This window comes from Kosakonia sp., from assembly GCF_032052965.1.
In the GTDB taxonomy this organism is placed as follows: Bacteria; Pseudomonadota; Gammaproteobacteria; order Enterobacterales; family Enterobacteriaceae; genus Kosakonia.
Genome location: NZ_DAMBVN010000020.1, coordinates 45572 through 68812, shown reverse-complemented (window position 1 = coordinate 68812; position 23241 = coordinate 45572). Strand labels below are relative to the sequence as shown.

At 52.1% G+C, this 23241-nt stretch carries 20 protein-coding genes; 12 read left to right on the top strand and 8 right to left on the bottom strand.

Translation table 11 applies throughout. The features are described 5' to 3' along the window. Nucleotides 1-16: 16 nt before the first annotated feature. Entirely contained in the window at nt 17-1399 is a 1383-nt protein-coding gene (gene atpD, locus RTX30_RS19355; protein WP_312691795.1) for a F0F1 ATP synthase subunit beta, read from the top strand. A gap of 20 nt (nt 1400-1419) precedes the next feature. Continuing rightward, nucleotides 1420-1839, top strand: coding sequence for a F0F1 ATP synthase subunit epsilon (locus tag RTX30_RS19350; RefSeq protein ID WP_312691793.1), 420 nt, complete (start codon nt 1420-1422; stop codon nt 1837-1839). 332 nt (nt 1840-2171) lie between these two features. Here the strand turns inward: RTX30_RS19350 and RTX30_RS19345 are convergent, their stop codons facing one another. Continuing rightward, complete coding sequence (locus RTX30_RS19345; RefSeq protein WP_312691791.1) at nt 2172-4289, bottom strand: right-handed parallel beta-helix repeat-containing protein; 2118 nt, start codon at nt 4287-4289, stop codon at nt 2172-2174. A 344-nt stretch (nt 4290-4633) separates the two neighbouring features. Here RTX30_RS19345 and glmU point away from each other — a divergent pair, with 344 nt between their 5' ends. The 4 genes from glmU to RTX30_RS19325 all read left to right on the top strand — a co-directional run bounded on the left by glmU (nt 4634) and on the right by RTX30_RS19325 (nt 10852). Then, on the top strand, nt 4634-6004 hold the full coding sequence (gene glmU, locus RTX30_RS19340; RefSeq protein WP_312691789.1) for a bifunctional UDP-N-acetylglucosamine diphosphorylase/glucosamine-1-phosphate N-acetyltransferase GlmU: 1371 nt from the start codon (nt 4634-4636) through the stop codon (nt 6002-6004). Nucleotides 6005-6219: 215 nt separating this feature from the next. Then, nucleotides 6220-8049 carry a glutamine--fructose-6-phosphate transaminase (isomerizing) gene (gene glmS, locus RTX30_RS19335; RefSeq protein ID WP_312691787.1) on the top strand — a complete coding sequence of 610 codons (1830 nt, stop codon included), beginning with the start codon at nt 6220-6222 and terminating at the stop codon, nt 8047-8049. A 190-nt stretch (nt 8050-8239) separates the two neighbouring features. After that, on the top strand, nt 8240-10498 hold the full coding sequence (locus RTX30_RS19330; protein ID WP_312691786.1) for a type VI secretion system tip protein TssI/VgrG: 2259 nt from the start codon (nt 8240-8242) through the stop codon (nt 10496-10498). 12 nt (nt 10499-10510) lie between these two features. After that, the gene (locus RTX30_RS19325; protein ID WP_312691785.1) at nt 10511-10852 is read left to right on the top strand and encodes a hypothetical protein; all 342 of its coding nucleotides are present in this window, start codon (nt 10511-10513) and stop codon (nt 10850-10852) included. Between the two features lie 43 nt (nt 10853-10895). On the opposite strand, the gene RTX30_RS19320 is transcribed toward RTX30_RS19325, so the two are convergent. Then, nucleotides 10896-11282: a hypothetical protein gene (locus RTX30_RS19320; RefSeq protein WP_312691784.1), complete on the bottom strand. Its 387-nt coding sequence runs from the start codon at nt 11280-11282 to the stop codon at nt 10896-10898. A gap of 438 nt (nt 11283-11720) precedes the next feature. Between RTX30_RS19320 and pstS the strand changes: the two genes are divergently transcribed. The 5 genes from pstS (at nt 11721) to phoU (ending at nt 16355) form a co-directional block, all read left to right on the top strand. Continuing rightward, nucleotides 11721-12761, top strand: a complete 1041-nt coding sequence (gene pstS, locus RTX30_RS19315) for a phosphate ABC transporter substrate-binding protein PstS (RefSeq protein WP_312691783.1) — start codon at nt 11721-11723, stop codon at nt 12759-12761. 127 nt (nt 12762-12888) lie between these two features. Then, nucleotides 12889-13848 (top strand): phosphate ABC transporter permease PstC, encoded by a 960-nt coding sequence (gene pstC / locus RTX30_RS19310; protein WP_312691782.1) that lies wholly within the window; start codon nt 12889-12891, stop codon nt 13846-13848. Continuing rightward, entirely contained in the window at nt 13848-14738 is an 891-nt protein-coding gene (gene pstA / locus RTX30_RS19305; RefSeq protein WP_312691781.1) for a phosphate ABC transporter permease PstA, read from the top strand. The genes pstC and pstA overlap by 1 nt, the downstream gene beginning before the upstream one ends. A 46-nt stretch (nt 14739-14784) precedes the next feature. Continuing rightward, nucleotides 14785-15558: a phosphate ABC transporter ATP-binding protein PstB gene (gene pstB / locus RTX30_RS19300; protein WP_312691780.1), complete on the top strand. Its 774-nt coding sequence runs from the start codon at nt 14785-14787 to the stop codon at nt 15556-15558. A 71-nt stretch (nt 15559-15629) separates the two neighbouring features. Then, nucleotides 15630-16355 (top strand): phosphate signaling complex protein PhoU, encoded by a 726-nt coding sequence (gene phoU, locus RTX30_RS19295; protein ID WP_017458061.1) that lies wholly within the window; start codon nt 15630-15632, stop codon nt 16353-16355. A gap of 55 nt (nt 16356-16410) precedes the next feature. On the opposite strand, the gene RTX30_RS19290 is transcribed toward phoU, so the two are convergent. From RTX30_RS19290 to yieH, 3 genes are read right to left on the bottom strand one after another with little or no spacing between them, the layout of a single operon-like run. Then, entirely contained in the window at nt 16411-17310 is a 900-nt protein-coding gene (locus tag RTX30_RS19290) for an ADP-ribosylglycohydrolase family protein (protein WP_312691779.1), read from the bottom strand. 24 nt (nt 17311-17334) lie between these two features. Beyond that, nucleotides 17335-17922 (bottom strand): PF03691 family colicin E2 tolerance protein CbrC, encoded by a 588-nt coding sequence (gene cbrC, locus RTX30_RS19285; protein WP_312691778.1) that lies wholly within the window; start codon nt 17920-17922, stop codon nt 17335-17337. 26 nt (nt 17923-17948) lie between these two features. Continuing rightward, on the bottom strand, nt 17949-18614 hold the full coding sequence (gene yieH, locus RTX30_RS19280) for a 6-phosphogluconate phosphatase (protein ID WP_312691777.1): 666 nt from the start codon (nt 18612-18614) through the stop codon (nt 17949-17951). Between the two features lie 169 nt (nt 18615-18783). On the opposite strand from yieH, the gene RTX30_RS19275 reads away from it, so the two are divergent. Continuing rightward, nucleotides 18784-20121, top strand: a complete 1338-nt coding sequence (locus RTX30_RS19275) for an NCS2 family permease (RefSeq protein WP_312691776.1) — start codon at nt 18784-18786, stop codon at nt 20119-20121. 40 nt (nt 20122-20161) lie between these two features. Here the strand turns inward: RTX30_RS19275 and RTX30_RS19270 are convergent, their stop codons facing one another. The 3 genes from RTX30_RS19270 to mnmE form a co-directional block, all read right to left on the bottom strand. Next, nucleotides 20162-20728: an NADPH-dependent FMN reductase gene (locus tag RTX30_RS19270; RefSeq protein WP_409429833.1), complete on the bottom strand. Its 567-nt coding sequence runs from the start codon at nt 20726-20728 to the stop codon at nt 20162-20164. Nucleotides 20729-20749: 21 nt separating this feature from the next. Further along, nucleotides 20750-21496 (bottom strand): hypothetical protein, encoded by a 747-nt coding sequence (locus tag RTX30_RS19265; RefSeq protein WP_312691774.1) that lies wholly within the window; start codon nt 21494-21496, stop codon nt 20750-20752. Between the two features lie 313 nt (nt 21497-21809). Continuing rightward, a complete protein-coding gene (mnmE, locus tag RTX30_RS19260) occupies nt 21810-23174 on the bottom strand; it encodes a tRNA uridine-5-carboxymethylaminomethyl(34) synthesis GTPase MnmE (RefSeq protein WP_312691773.1) in 1365 nt (454 codons plus the stop codon). Between the last annotated feature and the right edge of the window lie 67 nt (nt 23175-23241).

The following is a 23241-nucleotide window of genomic DNA, read 5'->3' as shown; positions in this document are numbered from 1 at the left end:
TCGTAGAGGATTCAAGATGGCTACTGGAAAAATTGTCCAGGTAATCGGCGCCGTAGTTGACGTCGAATTCCCTCAGGATGCCGTACCGCGCGTGTACGATGCTCTTGAGGTTAAAAACGGTAACGAGACTCTGGTGCTGGAAGTTCAGCAGCAGCTCGGCGGCGGTATCGTGCGTACCATCGCCATGGGTTCTTCAGACGGTCTGCGTCGTGGTCTGGAAGTGAATGACCTGGCGCACCCGATCGAAGTCCCGGTAGGTAAAGCAACACTGGGCCGTATCATGAACGTGCTCGGTCAGCCGATCGATATGAAAGGCGACATTGGTGAAGAAGAGCGTTGGGCTATTCACCGCTCTGCACCGACTTATGAAGAGCTGTCCAGCTCTCAGGAACTGCTGGAAACCGGCATCAAAGTTATCGACCTGATGTGTCCGTTCGCGAAGGGCGGTAAAGTTGGTCTGTTTGGTGGTGCGGGCGTAGGTAAAACCGTAAACATGATGGAGCTGATCCGTAACATCGCGATCGAGCACTCCGGTTACTCTGTGTTTGCGGGCGTGGGTGAACGTACTCGTGAGGGTAACGACTTCTACCACGAAATGACCGACTCCAACGTTCTGGACAAAGTATCCCTGGTTTACGGCCAGATGAACGAGCCGCCGGGAAACCGTCTGCGCGTCGCACTGACCGGTCTGACCATGGCAGAGAAGTTCCGTGACGAAGGTCGTGACGTTCTGCTGTTCGTCGACAACATCTACCGTTATACCCTCGCCGGTACTGAAGTATCCGCACTGCTGGGCCGTATGCCTTCAGCGGTAGGTTACCAGCCGACGTTGGCGGAAGAGATGGGTGTTCTGCAGGAACGTATCACCTCGACCAAAACCGGTTCTATTACCTCTGTTCAGGCGGTATACGTACCTGCAGATGACTTGACTGACCCGTCTCCGGCAACCACCTTTGCGCACCTTGATGCAACCGTGGTACTGAGCCGTCAGATCGCTTCTCTGGGTATCTACCCGGCTGTTGACCCGCTGGACTCCACCAGTCGTCAGCTGGATCCGCTGGTTGTAGGTCAGGAACACTACGACACCGCGCGTGGCGTACAGTCTCTGCTGCAACGTTATCAGGAACTGAAAGACATTATCGCCATCCTGGGTATGGATGAACTGTCAGAAGACGACAAACTGGTGGTAGCTCGCGCTCGTAAGATCCAGCGCTTCCTGTCCCAGCCGTTCTTCGTTGCGGAAGTATTCACCGGTTCTCCGGGTAAATACGTTTCCCTGAAAGACACCATCCGTGGCTTTAAAGGCATCATGGAAGGCGAATACGATCACCTGCCAGAGCAGGCGTTCTACATGGTTGGTTCCATCGAAGAAGCAGTGGAAAAAGCCAAAAAACTTTAACGCCTTAATCGGAGGGTGATATGGCAATGACTTACCACCTGGACGTCGTCAGCGCAGAGCAACAAATGTTCTCTGGTCTGGTCGAAAAAATCCAGGTAACGGGTAGTGAAGGTGAACTGGGTATCTTCCCGGGTCACGCACCGCTGCTCACCGCCATTAAGCCTGGTATGATCCGCATCGTAAAACAGTTCGGTCATGAAGAGTTTATCTATCTGTCCGGCGGCATTCTTGAAGTGCAGCCGAGCAGCGTGACCGTACTGGCTGATACCGCTATTCGTGGCCAGGATCTCGACGAAGCGCGAGCCCTGGAGTCGAAACGCAAAGCCGAAGAGCACATTAAGGGCTCTCACGGCGATGTCGACTACGCTCAGGCGTCTGCGGAGCTGGCGAAAGCTATTGCGAAACTGCGTGTTATCGAGTTGACCAAAAAAGCGATGTAACACCGGCTTAAAGTCAAAAAGCCAGTCTGGTTTCCAGGCTGGCTTTTTTTATGGTTGCGTTTCAGTAAAGTTAAAACTGAAAAGGTATTTTATTATTTTGTGATGAGTATCACAAAAATGTTGATCGGTTAAATAATGAGGCGTAGACTTCTTTTTGTGAAGTTCATCACAGAAAATTATCTCCGGTAAACTAGGAAACCATTATGAAACTGATCAACAAAATCATCGCTCTCTTCAGCAACATGAACATCTCTTTCGGTACGTTCAATCATTAATGCTGATATGCTGAGTGGCGCCGCGCTTACCGTTGTGTGATAAGCGAGCGCCATCTGCTACATCTTCAACTCTGCCAGCACTTTTTTACTGTCCAGTTCCTGCTGTAACGAATTCACACTCTTGCCGTTGACGATAAAGTAATTCGTCGCGTCAATATTCCCCACCACCGCATCATCATATTTCCCCGGCTGACTGCGTACAGAAACATTGCCCTTAAAGACTCCTTGTGTAGACGCATTGCCATAAGGACTAGGGCGGAAAATGAAGTTAAATCGTTGATTATCTAAAGCGATGTTATTTTCAACCACCAGCTTACCTGGGTTAAAGTTATCGGTAAAACCGTCCAGATGATTGCCCAAAGCCTTACTGTTACGCACCTGGTGCGCGACAGGCTGCCCTTCTCCCCCGAGCTTGAAGCCGTTGCTGGTGTTATTGCTGGCAATGGAATTCTCGATAACTACAACACCATTGCCGCCATCTTCAATTTTATTAAACAGATCGAAACCATCATCTATATTGTCATGAGAGTAGCAGCGCTCCAGCCTGTTTCCCTCGCCAACGCGCATTTTGACCGCAAAACCATCTGCATTAATTTTCCCGGGATCTTCATTTCCCCAGGACTCTGAGTCGATGACGCGGTTGTAACTCGCCCATAAGGGGCGGCCGATTTTTTCAGGTGATGAAATCTGGATCCCGGTGTCGTCATTACGCCAGGCGACCACTTTTTCGACCAGATTGTGGCTCCCCTGGATGCGCAGACTTTTATCCGTTACTTCTATACCTTTGATATGCCAGTAGTTGGCATCTACTAATAGCCCATGGATCACCACTTTTCCCTCGGCTTGTAACGTCTTAGGCTTGCCCTTCAGGCCGCTGGCGGTTAACGGAATCTGTGATTGCGGGTAATCTCCGGCTTTCAAGGCGAGCGTACCCCCTGGCGGCAACAGGGTAACGGCGGTCGCCAGATCCATGGGTGATGACGTTGTTCCTTCTCCGTCCGCTTTCCCGTCCACTGCAACATGAAGTGTTGTGGCGGTTGTCGCCGCCACTCTTTCTACGTGGATCGTCTGCGTAACGGGGGCAATCTTGTCGGCATTGGTAGGAGTAAAGGTCACAACAAAGGTGCTGTCCGTGGCAAGGGTTGCAGGCAATGAATACATCTCTCCTGCTTTTACCGCTTTATCATTACCGATCACCACTTCGTTTTGCCGCACATTAAACAGGCCATCGTAATTGGCACGTGCCTGTACGGTATATTTTTCGCTGATACTCCGCGCGGGCGAGGCCATTTGAACGATAAGGGGCAACGGTTGTGCCTGCCAGGAAGGAGAAGCGACGGTTTGCGCTTTGCTGGTGGTAAGCGAAGCATCAGTCACCACAATTTTCGCATTACGCGAAGCAAAGAAACCGACGTAATAACTGGTTTTGTTCTGAACGGAAATCAAATCGGCGTGGGGGATTTTTTTGCTCACCCACTGATCACTACCCAGTGGCGCCCAGGCGCTGATAAAACCGTCATTAGTGCGCTCCAGTTTGAGTTTGAAGGTCGGCGTCTGACGCAGATCCACCTCTTCCCGGTACGTTTGTTTGGTAATGGTTGCGCCGGCATTGCCCCAGGGTTTACTGATTCCTTCACGAGAAATTGCTTGCATCTTCACGCGAAAGTGATCCTTTTTATCCTGCGTCATGATCGCATTCATCACCATGTTCGAGGCTGCAGGAAACTCTTCATATCCCTCTTTGAGCGGTTGCTGTCGCGGGTTGCCGAGAATATCACGCACCATCAGCCCGGCACCTTCTTGTGCGGCGGGGTTGGCGCTATTCTCCGGGCCAAATTGTTCAACGGTGATCGTCGCCTGTAAGACAAAATTCTCATTGCCGGACAATGGGGTATAGAAGAAGGTCAGGCCATCGTGGGCGTTGGCAATCTTCCCACCCCGGCTTTCAATTGTTACAGGGCGGGAAAGCGTGGTGGTGTCCGCTTCGGTGAGGGTTTTTCCGTCTATGGTGACATTGTTAGTGCCGATTTTTTCAGGCAATACGTTGGAGGAAAAATTGAGGTCGGTCGACTGCCCAAAGGCAATGGCTTTCCACACAGGCGCGGATGCAGCCAGTGCAGAAGCGGGAATAAGGGCACTGCAAAGCGTTAAAGCCAGAGGTATTTTATAATTCATTTTATTCTCCTGATTAATGATTGCCCGCCATTATCATCAAGATGAAACACTGTTTCTTTTTTGTGCGTCACACTCTTTGATGATCGAAACACTGTTTTGTTTTTGCGTAATCTTTATTCAGGGTGAAAAAAAACAGCTAACTCTTTGTATAAATTAGCGACGATGTCGAAAGGGGCTGATTTTCAGTGTCAAACACATTTACTCTGCCGCTAAAATAGCCCTCAAATGTGCCGTAATGGTGGATGTTGCACATTTCAACAGCATCCCATTTCATGCTACAAAATATGTAGAATTTTCAACGTGAAAGAGTTTAACTTCTCACTCAAATGACAGTCAGGACGCGTATGTTGAACACAAAAATGAGTGTGGTGATCCTTGCCGCGGGCAAAGGCACACGCATGTATTCCGATCTTCCAAAAGTGCTGCATACCCTTGCAGGGAAGTCGATGGTCCAGCATGTCATTGATGCTGCTACAAATCTTGGCGCAAATAACGTTCATCTGGTTTATGGTCATGGCGGCGATCTGCTTAAAGACGCGTTACAGGACAATAAACTCAACTGGGTCCTGCAAGCTGAACAGCTGGGCACGGGTCATGCCATGCAGCAGGCCGCACCGTTCTTCGCGGATGATGAAGACATTCTCATGCTTTACGGCGACGTACCGCTGATTTCGGTTGAAACGCTGCAGCGCCTGAGCGACGCGAAACCGCAAGGTGGCATCGGTTTACTGACGGTAAAACTGGATGATCCAACCGGTTATGGGCGTATTACCCGCGAAAAGGGGGTTATCACCGGCATTGTTGAGCAAAAAGATGCCACTGACGCGCAACGGCAGATTCAGGAAATCAATACCGGTATTCTGGTCGCCAATGGTGCCGATCTGAAGCGCTGGCTCGGCACTCTTACCAACAATAATGCACAGGGTGAATACTACATCACCGACATCATCAGCGTCGCTTACCACGAAGGGCGTGAAATTATGGCGGTTCATCCGCAGCGCCTGAGTGAAGTGGAAGGGGTGAATAACCGTCTGCAATTGTCGCGTCTGGAGCGCGCTTACCAGTCTGAACAAGCTGAGCGGCTGCTGCTGGCGGGCGTGATGCTGCGCGATCCGTCCCGCTTTGACCTGCGCGGCGTGCTGGAGCACGGGCGGGACATTGAGATTGATGCTAACGTGATTATTGAAGGCCACGTCAGGCTGGGCAACCGCGTTAAAATTGGCGCGGGCTGCATCATTAAAAACAGTGACATTGGCGATGACTGCGAAATCAGTCCGTACAGTGTGGTTGAAGATGCCCGTCTGGAGACGGCCTGCACCATTGGCCCGTTTGCGCGTTTACGTCCCGGCGCGGAACTGCTGACTGGCGCGCATGTCGGCAATTTTGTCGAAATGAAAAAAGCGCGCCTGGGGAAAGGCTCTAAAGCAGGCCATCTGACCTATCTTGGCGATGCAGAAATTGGCGATAACGTGAATATCGGCGCGGGTACTATCACCTGCAACTATGATGGCGCCAACAAGCACAAGACCGTAATTGGCGATGATGTTTTCGTCGGCTCCGATAGCCAGCTGGTCGCTCCGGTCACGGTGGCAAAAGGCGCAACCATTGCTGCCGGCACGACAGTAACGCGCAACGTCGGCGAAAATGAACTGGTGATAAGCCGTGTACCGCAGGTGCAAAAAGCGGGCTGGCGCCGCCCGGTGAAGAAAAAATAATGTCTCGCTTCAGGCCGGATAAGCCTTATGCCATCCGGCCCTCTTTTCAGGGTTGAGGGGAAAGATAATTCCTCCGCCCGCAAAGCAGTACCTATAAAAATAACCCCACTCTCTACAAGGCTCGGGGCGTCCGGAAACGGATACAACACGGAATACTTCGTGTAAACAGGTTGGCGACAACACAAGGCATAATGCCAAAATCGGAATCTTAAAATATGTGTGGAATTGTTGGCGCAGTCGCGCAGCGTGATGTTGCAGAAATCCTTCTCGAAGGTTTACGTCGTCTGGAATACCGTGGATACGACTCTGCCGGTCTGGCAGTGGTTGATGCAGAAGGGCATATGACCCGCCTGCGCCGCCTGGGTAAAGTTCAGATGCTCTCTCAGGCAGCGGAAGAACACCCGTTGCATGGAGGAACCGGTATCGCCCATACACGTTGGGCTACGCACGGTGAGCCTTCCGAAGGCAATGCGCATCCCCATGTTTCTGACCATATTGTTGTGGTGCATAACGGCATCATTGAAAACCACGAGCCATTGCGTGAAATGCTGCAGACGCGCGGTTATGTGTTTGTTTCTGAAACAGACACCGAAGTCATTGCGCACCTGGTTCACTGGGAGCTGGAGCAGGGCGGTACGCTGCGCGAAGCCGTACTGCGCACCATTCCCCAACTGCGTGGCGCATACGGCACGGTGATTATGGATACTCGCGATCCGGGCACGCTGCTGGCGGCCCGCTCCGGTAGCCCGCTGGTTATCGGTCTGGGTATGGGCGAAAACTTTATCGCCTCTGATCAGCTGGCATTACTGCCGGTCACCCGCCGCTTTATTTTCCTCGAAGAGGGCGATATCGCCGAAGTGACCCGCCGTTCTGTTACCGTATTTGATAAATCTGGCGCGCAAGTTAAACGCCCGGATATTGAATCCAATTTGCAATACGACGCGGGTGATAAAGGCATTTACCGCCATTACATGCAAAAAGAGATCTATGAACAGCCGAACGCCATCAAAAACACGCTGACCGGCCGCATCAGCCACGGTGAAGTGGATCTGAGCGAACTGGGGCCTAAAGCGAACGAGCTGTTGTCCAAAGTTGAACATATTCAAATTGTTGCCTGCGGCACTTCCTATAACTCAGGTATGGTTTCACGCTACTGGTTCGAAGCTCTGGCGGGCGTACCCTGTGATGTCGAAATTGCCTCTGAGTTCCGTTATCGTAAATCTGCGGTACGCCGTAACAGTCTGATGATCACGCTCTCCCAGTCCGGTGAAACCGCCGATACGCTGGCGGCGCTGCGTCTGTCAAAAGAGCTTGGGTATCTGGGGTCGCTGGCGATTTGCAACGTACCTGGGTCATCACTGGTGCGCGAATCCGATTTGGCCATGATGACCAATGCCGGTACTGAAATCGGTGTCGCCTCAACCAAAGCGTTCACCACGCAGTTAACGGTGTTATTGATGCTGGTGGCGAAGCTGAGCCGTCTGAAAGGACAGGATGCGTCTATTGAGCATGACATCGTTCACGGTCTGCAGGCGCTGCCGAGCCGCATTGAGCAAATGCTGTCGCAGGATAAGCGCATTGAAGCGCTGGCCGAGGACTTCTCTGATAAACATCACGCGCTGTTCCTCGGCCGTGGCGATCAGTATCCGATTGCGCTGGAAGGCGCATTGAAACTGAAAGAGATCTCCTACATTCATGCGGAAGCTTACGCTGCTGGTGAGCTGAAACACGGCCCGCTGGCCTTGATCGACGCTGATATGCCAGTGATCGTGGTAGCGCCAAACAACGAACTGCTGGAAAAACTGAAGTCCAATATCGAAGAGGTTCGCGCCCGTGGCGGCGTACTGTATGTCTTTGCCGATCAGGATGCCGGTTTTAGCAGTAGCGACAATCTGCACATCATTGAGATGCCGCATGTTGAAGAGACAATTGCTCCTATCTTCTATACCGTGCCGCTGCAATTGCTGGCCTACCACGTCGCGCTGATCAAAGGCACTGACGTTGACCAGCCGCGTAACCTGGCGAAATCGGTGACAGTAGAATAATCCGATAATACGGTTCTGCGGCCTTTGTGGCCGCTTTTTTAACCGTAATGTAAACAAATCCGGTCATGCTCCTGAAAAAAGCATACCGGATTTTTTTTATGTTAAGCCCAACACATGTACTCCGTCGACCTGACCGTGCCCTGGGGGAATCTCGGCTTCTCCTGCTCATAATTTTACCCGGGGAGTACGCATGATTACCTGTATTACCGCCAGCGTGGCGGCCGCTCCCGATCTGCTTTTCTGGAAAATGGCCGGCAGCGAATCCCTGTGCGAGCCGTTTGAATACGCGCTTACGTTGCTTGGCGAAGACGCGCGCATTGATCGTAGCCAGATCCTTGGAAAGTCCGTCAGCGTTGAGATCCCCGCGCAGGGAGCGAATGCAACACGCTTTATTAATGGTAAGGCGACAAGTGTGGCCGTTTCATCAATAGAGCTTGCCGGAACGCGATATGCGGCTTATCAACTGACCGTTGAGCCCGATCTCTGGCCAATGCGACTGGAGCGTAATATGCGCATTTTTCAGGCGCAGACGGTTCCGCAAATTGTCCAGACCATGCTGTCGGAACACCACGTTAAAGTGGATAACCAACTCGCAGAAAGTTATCGGATTTGGGAATATTGCGTGCAATATCAGGAAAGTAGCCTGGATTTTATTCGCAGACTAATGGAGCTGGAAGGGATTAGCTGGTACTTTCGCCACGAAGCGGAGAGCCATACGCTGGTGCTGGCGGATTCTGGTTCCGTTTTCCCCATTGCGGCGGGTTATGACGTCATACCTTATATTCAGACGCCGGCTGGCGGCGTGGCGGATTATGAAGGCATCAGTCAATGGTCTATGGAAGATCGCGTGACCCCGGGCATTTTCAGCACGGAAGATTACGACTTTCGCAAGCCCAACGCCTGGCTCTTTCAGGCGCGGCAGAATCCGGCATCACCTTCACCTGGGCGCATTGATGTCTATGAGTGGCCTGGCCGTTTTGTGGAGCAGAGCGATGGCGAATATTACGCCCGTATCAAGCAGGAGCGCTGGCAGGTTGATCACCAGCAGACAACCGGTACCGCTACCGCCATCGGGATTGCGCCCGGCCATACGTTCCAGCTGATCCATGCCCCTTTTTCGCAAGATAATGGCGATTATCTGGTAACAAAAACCTGGCTTCAGATTGAAGAGAACCGCTACGCCAGCGGCGATGAAGGTGACAGTTCAAGGCTGATAAGCTTCAGTGTGATCCCCGCCTCGCTGGTGTACAGACCTGAGCAAAAAACAGCATGGCCACGGACATATGGCCCGCAAACTGCTCGCGTCGTGGGGCCTGCAGGGGAAACCATCTGGACGGATAAATACGGGCGCGTGAAGGTAAAGTTTCACTGGGACCGGCTGGGAAGCAGTGATGAAAACAGTTCCTGCTGGGTGCGCGTATCCAGTGCGTGGGCTGGCCAGGGGTTTGGTGGTGTGCAGATCCCGCGTGTTGGCGATGAAGTGGTGATTGATTTTATTAATGGCGATCCCGATCGCCCCATCGTCACCGGGCGCGTTTATAACGAGGCTAATATGCCGCCCTGGACGCTGCCCGCCGCAGCAACGGTGATGGGCTTCATGACACGCTCAAAAACCGGCAACTGCGACAATGCCAGTTACCTGTTGTTTGAAGATAAACTCGGTGCTGAACGTATCGATTTGCACGCCGAAAAGGACATGAACGTCACGGTCGAAAATGACCAGATGATCACCGTTGACGGTAACCGTAGCCTGACGGTGCAAGGCGAATTAAAGGATGAAATAACCAAAAAGGCGGATTTCAAATATCACGCTACCCGCACCACAGACGTCGACGATAAAGAGACGCGCACTGTGGGAAATGGCGAAGAAACGACTATCGCCAATGGCCGTATCCTGAACGTCACCAGCGGCGGAGAAACCATTACCGTAAAAGGCAATCATAGTGAAGATATTGATGGCACACTGTCGCAGCACGCTACTGGCCTGGTGAGCTATACCTTTGATAATGGCGTAAAGGCGTTTATCACTGGCGATCGTGCAGAGCATATCTCGCAGAACCTGACACAAACCCTGCAGGGAAATCAGGTCACGACCATTGAAGGATCGTGGACGCAGAAAATCGCGCAGGGGGCGACAATCTCCTCGCCAAAATTAATTACCATCCAAAGTGATGAAAAGGTGCATATCAAAACACCACATGCGCTTGAATACAAAGATCATAAAGAAACGGTGTCATTGTTTTCTTTTGATTTCACTGCGCTCAAGGTGGTGACAGAAGGCGCGTCATTTACCGCCACGGCCATAAGTAAGGTGGGGTTAACCAATTTGAAGTTCGACAAATCGGCGTTTGATTTGGCGTCCAGCGAAGGTCGGGTGGCGTTTACCAATGCCATGATGCAATACGGCCAGGTTATGGCCTCGGTGCATGGTATCACGATGTTTATGTAAGGGATTGAAAGCATGAAAGTTACGATTATTTTTTCCGTGATATTTATTGTCGGCATGGTGGCTTACATCGTGTATCTCTTTAATCGCGATCATAAAATCCAGACACTGGGCCGGGAGATGCAGGCTACGGTTGAAGATGTCAGTTATATCAGTTCAAACGATAACGGCACGATTAATATAAAATACCGGCTGGCGCTCAACGAGGGTGAAACGCCGAGGTCTGTAGAAGGAAAAGAGACGATTTCCGCCTTTAATGCCGCAAAGATACAGAAAGGCAATAAAGTGGATATAAAGTACCTTGATGATCAACACATTCTGTTTGTTTTTGATAAACAGCAGATGCCGGGAAGTTAGCTGCTAAAGGAAGCGAGGCTACTCTTCGGCAGCCTCATCTGGCTTATTTAATTTTACGGCTGAGATCGTCAAGCTTACTTTCCAGCGATCGGACGCTGCGCGCTAATTCATCAACGTTGCGGCTTAATTCATCATTTCGCTTTTCCAGTTTCTGGTTGTCGCGTGTAATGTCCGACAGCATTTTTTTCATCTCTTCGATGTCTCTTTTCTGCTTCGGCGCATCTTCCTGAATATCTCTCAGTTTGCTGACTCTCAATTCGGACGAGGGGCCGATGGTTTCGTTACCCGCGCTGTCTCTGGTCCCAAAAATGGCGACAGAGTTTGATTCATTACCGTTCGTGTTCAGATAAACCGCTTTGCCGGCGGCATGTCCATATGTTGCAGGCAAAAACGTAAGCAGCCCGATAGCGACAGTTACTGATTTGATCATTCTCACTCCTTAATATTCAAAATTTTGCGTCAAAAAGGGGGCCACATCACCGCTATATAAATACGAAACATAGGGTCTTGTCTGCTACCTCTTCCCGGTAGTCTTGATGCACTAAAAATCGGCGGTGGATGATGGCAAAATCCACAGGAAAGGGATTGCAGGAGGCAAAAAAAGCGGTTTTAGTTCGACAAATGCCTTATGACAAATTCTGATTTTCAACTATTTTTTGAATGTCATAAAAACAAAATATTTCGGTAATAATGCTGTGGTAGGTGCTGTTTAATTTATTGATTTTATTAATTTTTAAATGAGCTGGTGACGATATTTTTCCGTTGTCATTAAACAGTAACATTCATTGCATATAACTGTCATCAAAGTGTCCTATTTTGCTCCGAGTAGCAACTCAAACAACGATTTACGACCCTTGCAGGAGACATTATGAACGTTATGCGTACCACTGTCGCAACTGTTGTCGCCGCGACCTTTTCTCTGAGCGCTTTCGCCGCCAGCGCAGCTGCAAGCCTGACAGGTGCGGGTGCAACTTTCCCGGCGCCGGTGTATGCCAAATGGGCGGATACCTATCAAAAAGAAACCGGTAACAAGATTAACTACCAGGGTATCGGTTCTTCCGGTGGCGTGAAACAAATTACCGCTAAAACAGTGGATTTCGGTGCCTCTGATGCTCCGCTGGCTGACGATAAACTGGCTCAGGAAGGTCTGTTCCAGTTCCCGACCGTTATCGGTGGGATTGTACTGGCTATCAACGTTCCGGGCATCAAATCCGGTGAGCTGGTGCTGGACGGTAAAACGCTGGGTGATATCTACCTGGGCAATATCAAAAAATGGGATGACGCAGCCATTGCGAAACTCAACCCAGGCCTGAAACTGCCTTCACAGAACATTGCTGTCGTTCGTCGTGCCGATGGTTCCGGTACCTCTTTCGTGTTCACCAACTACCTGGCGAAAGTGAACGAAGAGTGGAAATCAAAAGTGGGTTCCGGCTCTACGGTTAACTGGCCGACCGGCCTGGGTGGTAAAGGTAACGACGGTATTGCGGCATTTGTACAACGTCTGCCGGGTTCCATTGGTTATGTTGAATATGCTTATGCTAAGCAAAACAACCTGACCTACACCAAACTGATGTCCGCTGATGGTAAAGCGGTAAGCCCGACGGAGACTAGCTTCTCTAACGCGGCGAAAGATATCGACTGGAGCAAATCTTTTGCTCAGGATCTGACGAACCAGAAAGGCGCAGATGTGTGGCCAATCACCTCTACCACTTTCATCCTGGTACATAAAGAGCAGGCTAAACCGGAACAAGGCGCTGAAGTCCTGAAATTCTTCGACTGGGCGTACAAAAACGGCGGCAAACAAGCGAATGAACTCGACTATGCCACCCTGCCGGAAAGCGTAGTAACCCAGGTTCGCGCTGCATGGAAAGCCAACGTGAAAGACAGCAGCGGTAAGGCACTGTACTAATAGCAGATTTTTGAAGAATATGGCGGGTGGCGCTTACACCACTCGCCTTACAGATTCTCTGTAGGCCCGTAAGCGTGCACACGCGCCGACGGGCGAATTCGTAAGACGTTAAACTAAAGAGTAATTTATGGCTGCAACCAAGCCGGCATTTAACCCACCGGGTAAAAAAGGCGACATGATCTTCAGCGCACTGGTAAGACTGGCTGCGCTGATTGTGCTATTGCTGCTCAGTGGCATTATCGTTTCTCTGATTTTTTCCGCCTGGCCAAGCATACAGAAGTTTGGTTTCGCGTTTTTATGGACCAAAGAGTGGGATGCGCCGAACGATATCTATGGTGCGCTGGTACCGATTTACGGCACCATCGTGACCTCAGTTATCGCCCTGCTGATCGCGGTTCCTGTTAGTTTTGGTATTGCCCTGTTTCTGACTGAGCTGGCGCCGAACTGGCTGAAACGTCCGCTGGGTATCGCCATTGAACTGCTGGCGGCCATTCCAAGTATCGTTTATGGCATGTGGGGCCTGTTTATCTTCGCTCCGCTGTTCGCCACCTATTTCCAGGAGCCGGTGGGCAATGTGCTCTCCAATATTCCATTTGTGGGGGCGCTGTTTGAAGGCCCGGCGTTTGGTATTGGCATTCTGGCGGCCGGGGTGATCCTCGCTATTATGATTATTCCGTACATTGCGGCAGTGATGCGCGATGTCTTTGAACAAACGCCGGTGATGATGAAAGAGTCGGCTTACGGCATTGGCTGCACCACGTGGGAAGTGATATGGCGCATCGTGTTGCCGTTCACCAAAAACGGGGTCATAGGCGGCGTTATGCTGGGGCTTGGCCGCGCACTGGGTGAAACCATGGCGGTGACCTTTATCATCGGTAACACCTATCAGCTCGACAGCGCTTCGCTGTTTATGCCGGGCAACAGCATTACCTCCGCGCTGGCGAATGAGTTTGCCGAAGCCGAATCTGGATTGCATGTAGCGGCACTGATGGAGCTGGGCCTGATCCTGTTCGTGATCACCTTTATTGTGCTGGCCATCTCGAAAGTGATGATCCTGCGTCTGGCAAAAAATGAGGGGGCACGCTGATGGCTACGCTTGAAATGCAAAGCACGGCAGAGCTGGCCGAATCACGTCGTAAAATGCAGGCGCGTCGCCGTCTGAAAAACCGGATTGCATTGACATTGTCGATGGCGACCATGGCATTTGGCTTGTTCTGGCTGGTGTGGATCCTGCTGTCTACCGTCTCACGGGGTTTCGACGGCATGTCTTTGGCACTGTTCACCGAAATGACACCGCCGCCGAATACGGCTGGGGGCGGGCTGGCGAATGCGCTGGCGGGCAGTGGTCTGCTGATCCTTTGGGCGACGGTTATCGGTACACCGCTGGGCATTCTGGCGGGGATTTATCTGGCGGAGTATGGCCGTAAGTCTCTACTGGCGGAAGTGATCCGCTTTATCAATGATATTCTGCTTTCCGCACCGTCGATTGTGGTTGGCCTGTTCGTCTACACCATTGTGGTCGCGCAGATGCAGCACTTCTCCGGCTGGGCTGGCGTGATTGCGCTGGCGCTGTTGCAGGTGCCGATTGTTATCCGTACCACGGAAAACATGCTGAAACTGGTGCCGGACAGTCTGCGTGAAGCGGCGTATGCGCTGGGCACCCCGAAGTGGAAGATGATTGCCTCTATTACCCTGAAAGCCTCTGTCTCGGGGATCATGACTGGTGTACTGCTGGCGGTTGCGCGTATTGCAGGTGAAACTGCCCCGCTGCTGTTTACGGCACTCTCTAACCAGTTCTGGAGCACCGATATGATGCAGCCTATTGCGAACTTGCCGGTGACGATTTTCAAATTTGCCATGAGCCCGTTTGCCGAATGGCAACAGCTGGCCTGGGCCGGGGTTCTGATTATTACACTCTGTGTACTGTTGCTGAATATTCTGGCGCGCGTGATTTTCGCGAAGAGTAAACACGGTTAATTTTTGCGACGCGGCGACAGCGGCGTCGAGTTGAGGAACGAAATAAATGAGTATGGTTGAGACGACGCCGGGCAAAATTCAGGTTCGTGATTTGAACTTCTATTACGGCAAATTCCATGCACTGAAAAACATCAGCCTGGATATTGCCAAAAATCAGGTGACGGCGTTTATCGGGCCTTCAGGCTGTGGTAAATCAACGCTGCTGCGTACTTTCAATAAAATGTTCGAACTCTATCCGGAACAGCGCGCCGAAGGCGAGATCCTGCTGGATGGTGACAACATTCTCACCAATACGCAGGATATCGCGCTGTTGCGTGCGAAAGTCGGCATGGTTTTCCAGAAGCCGACGCCGTTCCCGATGTCGATTTACGACAACATCGCTTTTGGTGTGCGTCTGTTTGAAAAGCTCTCCCGTGCCGATATGGACGAACGTGTGCAATGGGCTTTGACCAAGGCCGCATTATGGAATGAAACCAAGGATAAACTTCATCAGAGCGGCTACTCTCTCTCCGGTGGTCAGCAGCAGCGCCTGTGTATTGCTCGTGGGATCGCTATCCGCCCGGAAGTGCTGTTGTTGGATGAGCCGTGTTCGGCACTTGACCCGATTTCAACCGGTCGTATTGAAGAACTGATCACTGAACTGAAACAGGATTACACCGTGGTTATCGTTACCCACAACATGCAGCAGGCTGCGCGTTGTTCCGATCACACGGCATTTATGTACCTCGGTGAACTGATTGAGTTTAGCAATACGGATGATCTGTTCACCAAGCCGAAAAAGAAACAAACCGAAGACTACATTACCGGGCGCTACGGTTGATATGCCCGAGCCGCAAAGGTTTAAGCAACCTTGTATTCACGAGAATTTTGTCGGGCATTTGGAGTTGAACCATGGACAACCTCAACCTTAATAAACATATTTCCGGGCAGTTCAACGCTGAGCTGGAAAGCATTCGCACTCAGGTAATGACCATGGGTGGGATGGTGGAGCAGCAGCTTTCTGATGCGATCACCGCCATGCACAACCAGGACAGCGAGCTGGCAAAGCGCGTTGTTGAAGGCGACAAACAGGTGAATATGATGGAAGTCGCCATCGATGAAGCCTGTGTGCGTATCATTGCTAAACGCCAGCCGACAGCGAGCGATTTGCGTCTGGTGATGGCCATTATCAAGACCATTGCCGAGCTGGAACGTATTGGCGACGTGGCGGATAAAATTTGCCGTACGGCGCTGGAGAAATTTTCTCAACAGCACCAGCCACTGCTGGTGAGCCTGGAGTCGCTGGGTCGCCACACCGTGCAGATGCTGCATGATGTGCTGGATGCATTCGCCCGCATGGATCTGGACGAAGCCGTGCGCATTTACCGCGAAGATAAAAAAGTGGATCAGGAATACGAAGGCATCGTGCGTCAGTTAATGACCTATATGATGGAAGATTCCCGTACTATTCCCAGTGTTCTGACTGCGCTGTTCTGCGCCCGATCTATCGAGCGTATCGGCGACCGTTGCCAGAATATTTGCGAATACATTTTCTACTTCGTGAAGGGACAGGATTTCCGTCACGTGGGTGGTGACGAGCTGGATAAGTTGCTGGCCGGGAAAGACCCAAAGGAATAAAGACTCACGCGTTATCGCTAAAAAGAACCCCCTCGTTGCTGAGGGGGTTTTTGTTTCAGGCTTTCTCCAGCATCCTGGAGGCCATGCTTTCAATATCTTCGCACTGCCACAGCTTCTCACGCCACGGTTGCGGGATGCCCTTCACGCCGTAATAAGCACCAGCAAGCTGGCCGACAATGGCGGCAGTGGTATCTGCATCATCGCCAAGGTTAGTGGCCAGCAGGATCGTCTCTTCAAAATCATGACCCTGCATGAAACACCACAGCGCGGCTTCCAGGCTCTGGACGCAGTAGCCAGTGCCGAAGATGTCCGCCCGTGATTTTTGCAGATAGCGACCTTCTGCAATGTGGCGAAGTTTTTCGGGCTCCGGTAACTGCGGAATAGCCGTCACTATGTCGTGCTTGTTTTTTCCGTTCAGCGCATTTATCAACATTTGAGCAAAAAGGCGGCAACTGGCGACAGCTTCCGGCGCGGCATGCGTGGTGCGTGAGGAGGCTTCGGCATACTCCAGCGCTTGCGTCACATCCGGGTAATACCACAACACCACAGGAGCAAGACGCATCAGCGAGCCGTTACCCGCGGTTCGCGGATCGCTGGAACCGGCAAACGGTTCGCCATCATTGGCGAATTTTTGCAGCGCGCCCGCCACGGTCATGCCGATGTCAAAGCAGTGACCCGTTGAGCTTAAATAACCCCACTTCCACCAGTTCAGATAACGGTTCATCTGATCTTTGGCATCAAAACCGTGGCAAGAAAGCAGGCTCTCAGCCAGACACAGCGCCATCGAGGTATCGTCTGTCCATTGCCCTGCCTGTAAATGAAACGGGCCGCCGCCCACCATATCGCTGACAGGTGGGAAAGAGTCTTTCGGGCTGAACTCCACCGTGGTGCCCACGGCATCGCCAGCGGCGAGCCCAAGAAGGCAACCCTGATAGCGTTCGATCAACTCAGGCATCGGTGTACTCCTTTTGCGTTGTCATCAGGAAAAATCGGCCCACAGCCGCAGTTTTCCGCAGTGTAAACAACGGAATAAATACCCCTGGCAGTCTCCACCATCCCGCAAATATTGCGCTAATTTATCGTATTCAATACCGATCGCGTGGCAGTCAGCATGCAGATCGACAAACTGATCCAGTTTATCGGCAATTTCTTCCCAGCCGACATAACCGACAAAGGCGCAAAAATCGTTGCAGTGTGCCAGCCAGTGCTCTTGTTGCCACCCGCAGTACCCGGGAGTTCGTTCAGTAAGCTCAATCAGGCTGGCCTCAGGCCAGGGGTTTTTGAAACCGGTGAATTCACCTTCATAGTCAAATTCACCTTCTACGCCATCAATGCTGGCTTCATCCTGAAAGCTGCCATCGAATTTTTGCGCAGCAGAGCCGTCTGCAATACACCACGGGCAGAGGTAATCAATCTCTTCTCTGCTATAGAACGGATTGGTGTAATACACCCCGGTCGATTGCTGACAGCAGGCGCATGTGACGATTTTGTCGTCGAAAAAGACCCCCGTTTCAAGGGGTTGAGGGTGATATTTAAATACCGGTAAAGGGCGATTTGCCTGAGCCATAAAAACATCCTGTTTAGTGGTTGGGTTTAACGCGTAAGAGTCCACCCGCGTGCGCGCCACAGCGCTGGCAACTGCGCTAACTCCGTGAATGTCGTCACTCTCGGGTGGTCGATAGGCTTGTTATGCGGATCGGCGCAGAAGTAAAACACTTCCATTCCCGCCGCAATGCCTGACTGGGCACCGGCGGTGGAGTCATCCACCAGAATGCAGTTTACCGGATCAACCTTCAGGGCCTCAGCCGCATGGTACATTAACGCCGGATCGGGCTTCCAGCGTTGGATGTCATAACCACTGAACAGTTTGTCAGGAAAGTGATGTAGCAAACCTAATTTGCCCAGCGAGTGTTGCATTTTGCTGACCGGTCCGTTAGAAACCACGCACATGGGTACGCTTACCGCATCCAGCAGCGCCCCGGCACCAGCAATGACGTCCAGCTCTGTATCAAACAGCCGTGCCACTTCCGCGCGGTAGAGGGGCTCCAGCGCTTCTTTCGCCAGCGTTACCCCATGCTCTTGTGCAATCACATCAATAATTTCGTACAGCTTCATGCCCTTAAAGCGTTTAAAGACGGTATCCAGATCCAGGGTGATGCCAAATTCCTTAAACATATGCACGTAAGCGCGGGAACAAATTACCTCACTGTCGACCAGGGTGCCGTCACAGTCGAAAAATACTGCTTCAATTTGGGACATGCCGTTTCCTGTTTCGTGTTTAGTTTAACGTTTACTTAACGCAGATGGCGGGACGCAATCGTTGCCGTATAAGTAAATTCAATGAAAAAAAGTGTGTGATAACCGTCAACATTGTCTCATTTTGGTATAGGATAGCGACGAATTTTCCCTCCTATTCCGGAAATTGATAATGAGCCAACAACACACTACCCAGCCGTCGGGCCAGGGGATGCTTGAGCGCGTCTTTAAATTGCGCGAGCATGGCACATCGGCACGCACCGAAGTGATCGCCGGTTTTACGACGTTTTTGACGATGGTGTATATCGTTTTTGTTAACCCCCAAATTTTAGGCGTCGCCGGAATGGATACCAGCGCAGTATTTGTGACCACCTGTCTGATTGCTGCCTTCGGCAGTATTCTGATGGGGCTGGTGGCCAACTTACCCGTCGCACTGGCTCCGGCCATGGGACTGAATGCGTTCTTCGCCTTTGTCGTGGTTGGCGCAATGGGCCTGCCATGGCAAATCGGAATGGGCGCTATTTTCTGGGGTGCTGTTGGCCTGCTGTTGCTGACCGTATTCCGTGTGCGTTACTGGATGATTGCCAACATTCCGGTCAGCCTGCGTGTTGGGATCACCAGTGGTATCGGTTTATTTATCGGTATGATGGGGCTGAAAAACGCCGGTGTTATCGTGCCGAATAAAGAGACGCTGGTGAGCATTGGTAACCTGACGTCCCACAGCGTTCTGCTCGGTGTTCTCGGTTTCTTCATTATCGCTATTCTTGCTTCCCGCAGCATTCACGCAGCCGTACTGGTGTCGATCGTGGTGACCACATTGTTGGGCTGGATGCTGGGTGATGTGCAGTATCACGGCATCGTTTCTGCGCCGCCGAGCGTGGCGACGGTCGTGGGTAATGTCGATCTTGCCGGTTCTTTTAATATCGGCCTCGCTGGCGTGATTTTCTCCTTCATGCTGGTCAACCTGTTTGACTCTTCTGGTACGTTGATTGGCGTAACGGATAAAGCCGGGCTGGTGGATGAGAACGGTAAATTCCCGCGCATGAAGCAAGCGCTGTTTGTTGACAGTATCTCGTCGGTTGCCGGTTCTTTTATCGGCACCTCTTCGGTAACGGCCTATATTGAGTCATCCTCCGGCGTGTCGGTGGGTGGGCGTACTGGCCTGACGGCTGTCGTCGTGGGGCTGCTGTTCCTGCTGGTCATTTTCCTGTCACCGCTGGCGGGCATGGTGCCTGGCTATGCCGCTGCGGGCGCGTTGATCTACGTTGGCGTACTGATGACGTCCAGCCTGGCGCGAGTGAAGTGGGAAGACCTGACTGAAGCGGTACCGGCGTTTATCACAGCGGTGATGATGCCATTTAGCTTCTCTATTACCGAAGGTATCGCGCTTGGCTTTATCTCTTACTGCGTGATGAAGATCGGTACCGGACGTTTTCGCGATCTCAGCCCGTGCGTGATTGTGGTTGCGTTACTGTTCCTGCTGAAAATCATCTTTATTGACGCGCATTGATGCGTCATTCCCCTCTCCCGGCCGGGAGAGGGGAAACCCATTACCGTTTAACGCGCTGAATATAGTCGGCAAAGGCCGTTAACTGGCCTGTCAGATGGTCAAGCGTGCTTTGATCGATCACTTCCCCCATCTGCTGATCCACTTTGTTCTGGATCACGCCGCCCATGAATTCCGGTTTGTTCATTACCATTGCATCAAGGAAAACGAGGATCTGACGCAGGTGATACTGGCAGCGCGCGCCGCCAATCGCACCCATTGAGCTGGTCTGAATCAATACTGGTTTCCCGGCCAGCGGCTGTTCCGGCAGGCGGGACAGCCAGTCAATTGCGTTCTTCAGCCCGCCCGGTACGGAGTAGTTATATTCCGGCGTGACAATAACTACGCCATCGGCCGCATGAATTTGCGCGGCAATGGCCTGAACACTGTCCGGAAACCCTTCTTCCTGTTGAATGTCCGCGTCGTATAGCGGAATACCCCCGATAGACGGCAGAGGCGTGACGTCCATACCTGCAGGGGCGAGTTTCGGCAGCGTGCGGGCAACCATAGCGTTAAATGAGCCTTTACGCAGGCTCCCGAGTAGTGTCACAACTTTGAGTTCAGCAGACATTGATGACTCCTTGCTCACGGATCAGTGAGGGATCAGGGATTTTTCGGCTGGTAAGCTGGTAAATCGCATCAAGCGGGAGGCTGGATCATTGGCGCGTGTTTGCACATCGGTGAGGTAACGCCACCCTTTTTGACTGTCAAATTCCCAGATTTTCAAACTTTCGATAGCAGGTGCAACGGCGACCGACCAGATTAAAACATCTTCAGCATCACACATGACTTCAACTTGCGCCAGTTCAGCCACGCGCAGTCGCCCGGAGCCCGGCAACAATTGCAGCAGACCCGGATCATCCTGCATTTGGTGGATAAGTTTCATCACGCTCTGGCGCAACGTCAGTAGTTGAATTTGTGCCTCGTTGGGATCGTTCTGGTTATTGATCCACAGTTGCTCGTTACCGGTGAAGGTATATTGCTTTTGCCCATGAGGACTGTGAAAGCCGCGGGTGGCACGCTGAAGCTCCATATCCAGACCGCATTCGCCTTCGGTGGTAAGTGCGACCCCTACCATGTTTCCGGCATAGGCCAGCGAAAAGTGCGGCAGGCTGCTATCGGCAAACACGGGCTTGCCACCCGGCAGGATGACGATCTCCGGCAGCTCGCCGATGCCGTAAAGCATAAACATCATTTCGGCGAGCAACGCACGTGAAGCCAGGTAACGCGAGCGGCGATGCTCAGGAAGCTGACGGGCGCTGTCATGGCAGGAGAGCGGCAATCGTGTGGAAACGAGGTGCCCCTCTGAAAGAATCCCTCTTGCAAAATGCGTAGCCATTTTTCGCTCCGTGATAATGGTCTGAGTTAGTCGAATCGGTGACCAATATTATCGCCGATAGTAAATAGGTTTTAATGCGGAAATTCGCATCTGAAAAGTCCTAACGGGTGATATTTACACTTTCTTTAGATAATCCTAAATCTGACCACCACACCACACTCATTCATCGTTCCACAAGGGTTTGAGGGCAAAACTGGCAGGGTGATAAGGTTAATCGTGTGTGTGCTGTATAATATACCCGAGCCGGAGGGGTCGCTCATCTGAAGCCAGGGCGGGCAGCCGAAAACCGGTCCTGCCCGCTGTTTTACCCGGTTTATTTGCCAATACAGAAGCTGGAGAAAATACGTCCCAGTAAATCATCGGAAGTGAACTCGCCGGTGATTTCGCTTAAGTTTTGCTGAGCCAGGCGCAGTTCCTCGGCCAGTAACTCTCCCGCCCAGGCTCCTAGCAGTTGTGCTTTACCCTGCTGCAGATGCTCTGCCGCTGCTTCCAGCGCTTGCAAATGGCGACGACGTGCGAGGAAGCCGCCTTCCATGCTGGTATCAAAACCCATGCTCTGTTTAAGGTGCTGGCGCAGGATCTCAACGCCCTCGCCGGTGCGCGCAGAAAGACGAACAAGTGAGTGACTACCCACCTCGCTGATACCCAGCGTCTCGCCTGTCACATCCGCTTTGTTGCGCACAACCGTGATCGGCAACCTGGCGGGCAATCGGGCAATAAAGTCCGGCCAGATTTCTGCGGGATCTATGGCGTCAGTCGTGGTGCCATCGACCATAAACAGCACGCGATCCGCTTGCTCAATTTCCTGCCACGCACGCTCAATACCGATGCGCTCAACCTCATCGCTGGCCTCGCGCAGACCTGCTGTATCGATAATATGCAACGGCATACCATCAATATGAATGTGTTCGCGTAGCACGTCGCGGGTGGTGCCGGCAATGTCGGTAACGATGGCGGCTTCACGACCTGCCAGTGCATTCAGCAGGCTGGATTTACCAGCGTTTGGTCGACCTGCGATCACCACCTTCATTCCTTCTCGCAGCAGGCTCCCCTGGCGCGCTTCGGCACGTACTGCGTCGAGATCGGCAATCACACCATTCAATTGCGCTTCGATTTTGCCATCAGAAAGAAAGTCGATTTCTTCGTCCGGGAAATCAATGGCCGCTTCGACATAGATGCGCAAGTGAGTAAGTGCTTCCACAAGGTGATTGACCCGGGCGGAAAATGCCCCTTGCAGCGAGTTCAGCGCTGAGCGGGCGGCCTGCACTGAACTGGCATCAATCAAATCGGCAATGGCTTCTGCCTGCGCCAGGTCAAGCTTATCGTTGAGAAATGCGCGCTCAGAAAACTCCCCTGGTCTGGCGATGCGCAGCCCTGGCAGTGTCAGGATGCGTTTTAACAGCAGATCGAGGATCACCGGGCCGCCATGCCCCTGCAGTTCCAGCACATCTTCACCGGTGAAAGAATTCGGCCCTGGGAACCACAGGGCGATGCCCTGATCCAGTGCTGTACCGTCTGCATCCTGAAACGGCAGATAGTCGGCATAACGCGGTTTTGGCAGCTTGCCCAACACTGCCTGAGCAACATCGCGCGCCTGGCGGCCGGAAATACGCAGGATGCCCACACCACCGCGACCCGGAGGGGTGGCCTGGGCGACAATCGTGTCGTTATGGCTCATGGTTTGTTTTCCAAAATCTCAAAATAAAAAAGGCGGTCAGTTGACCGCCTTGTCTGAATTTTACTCG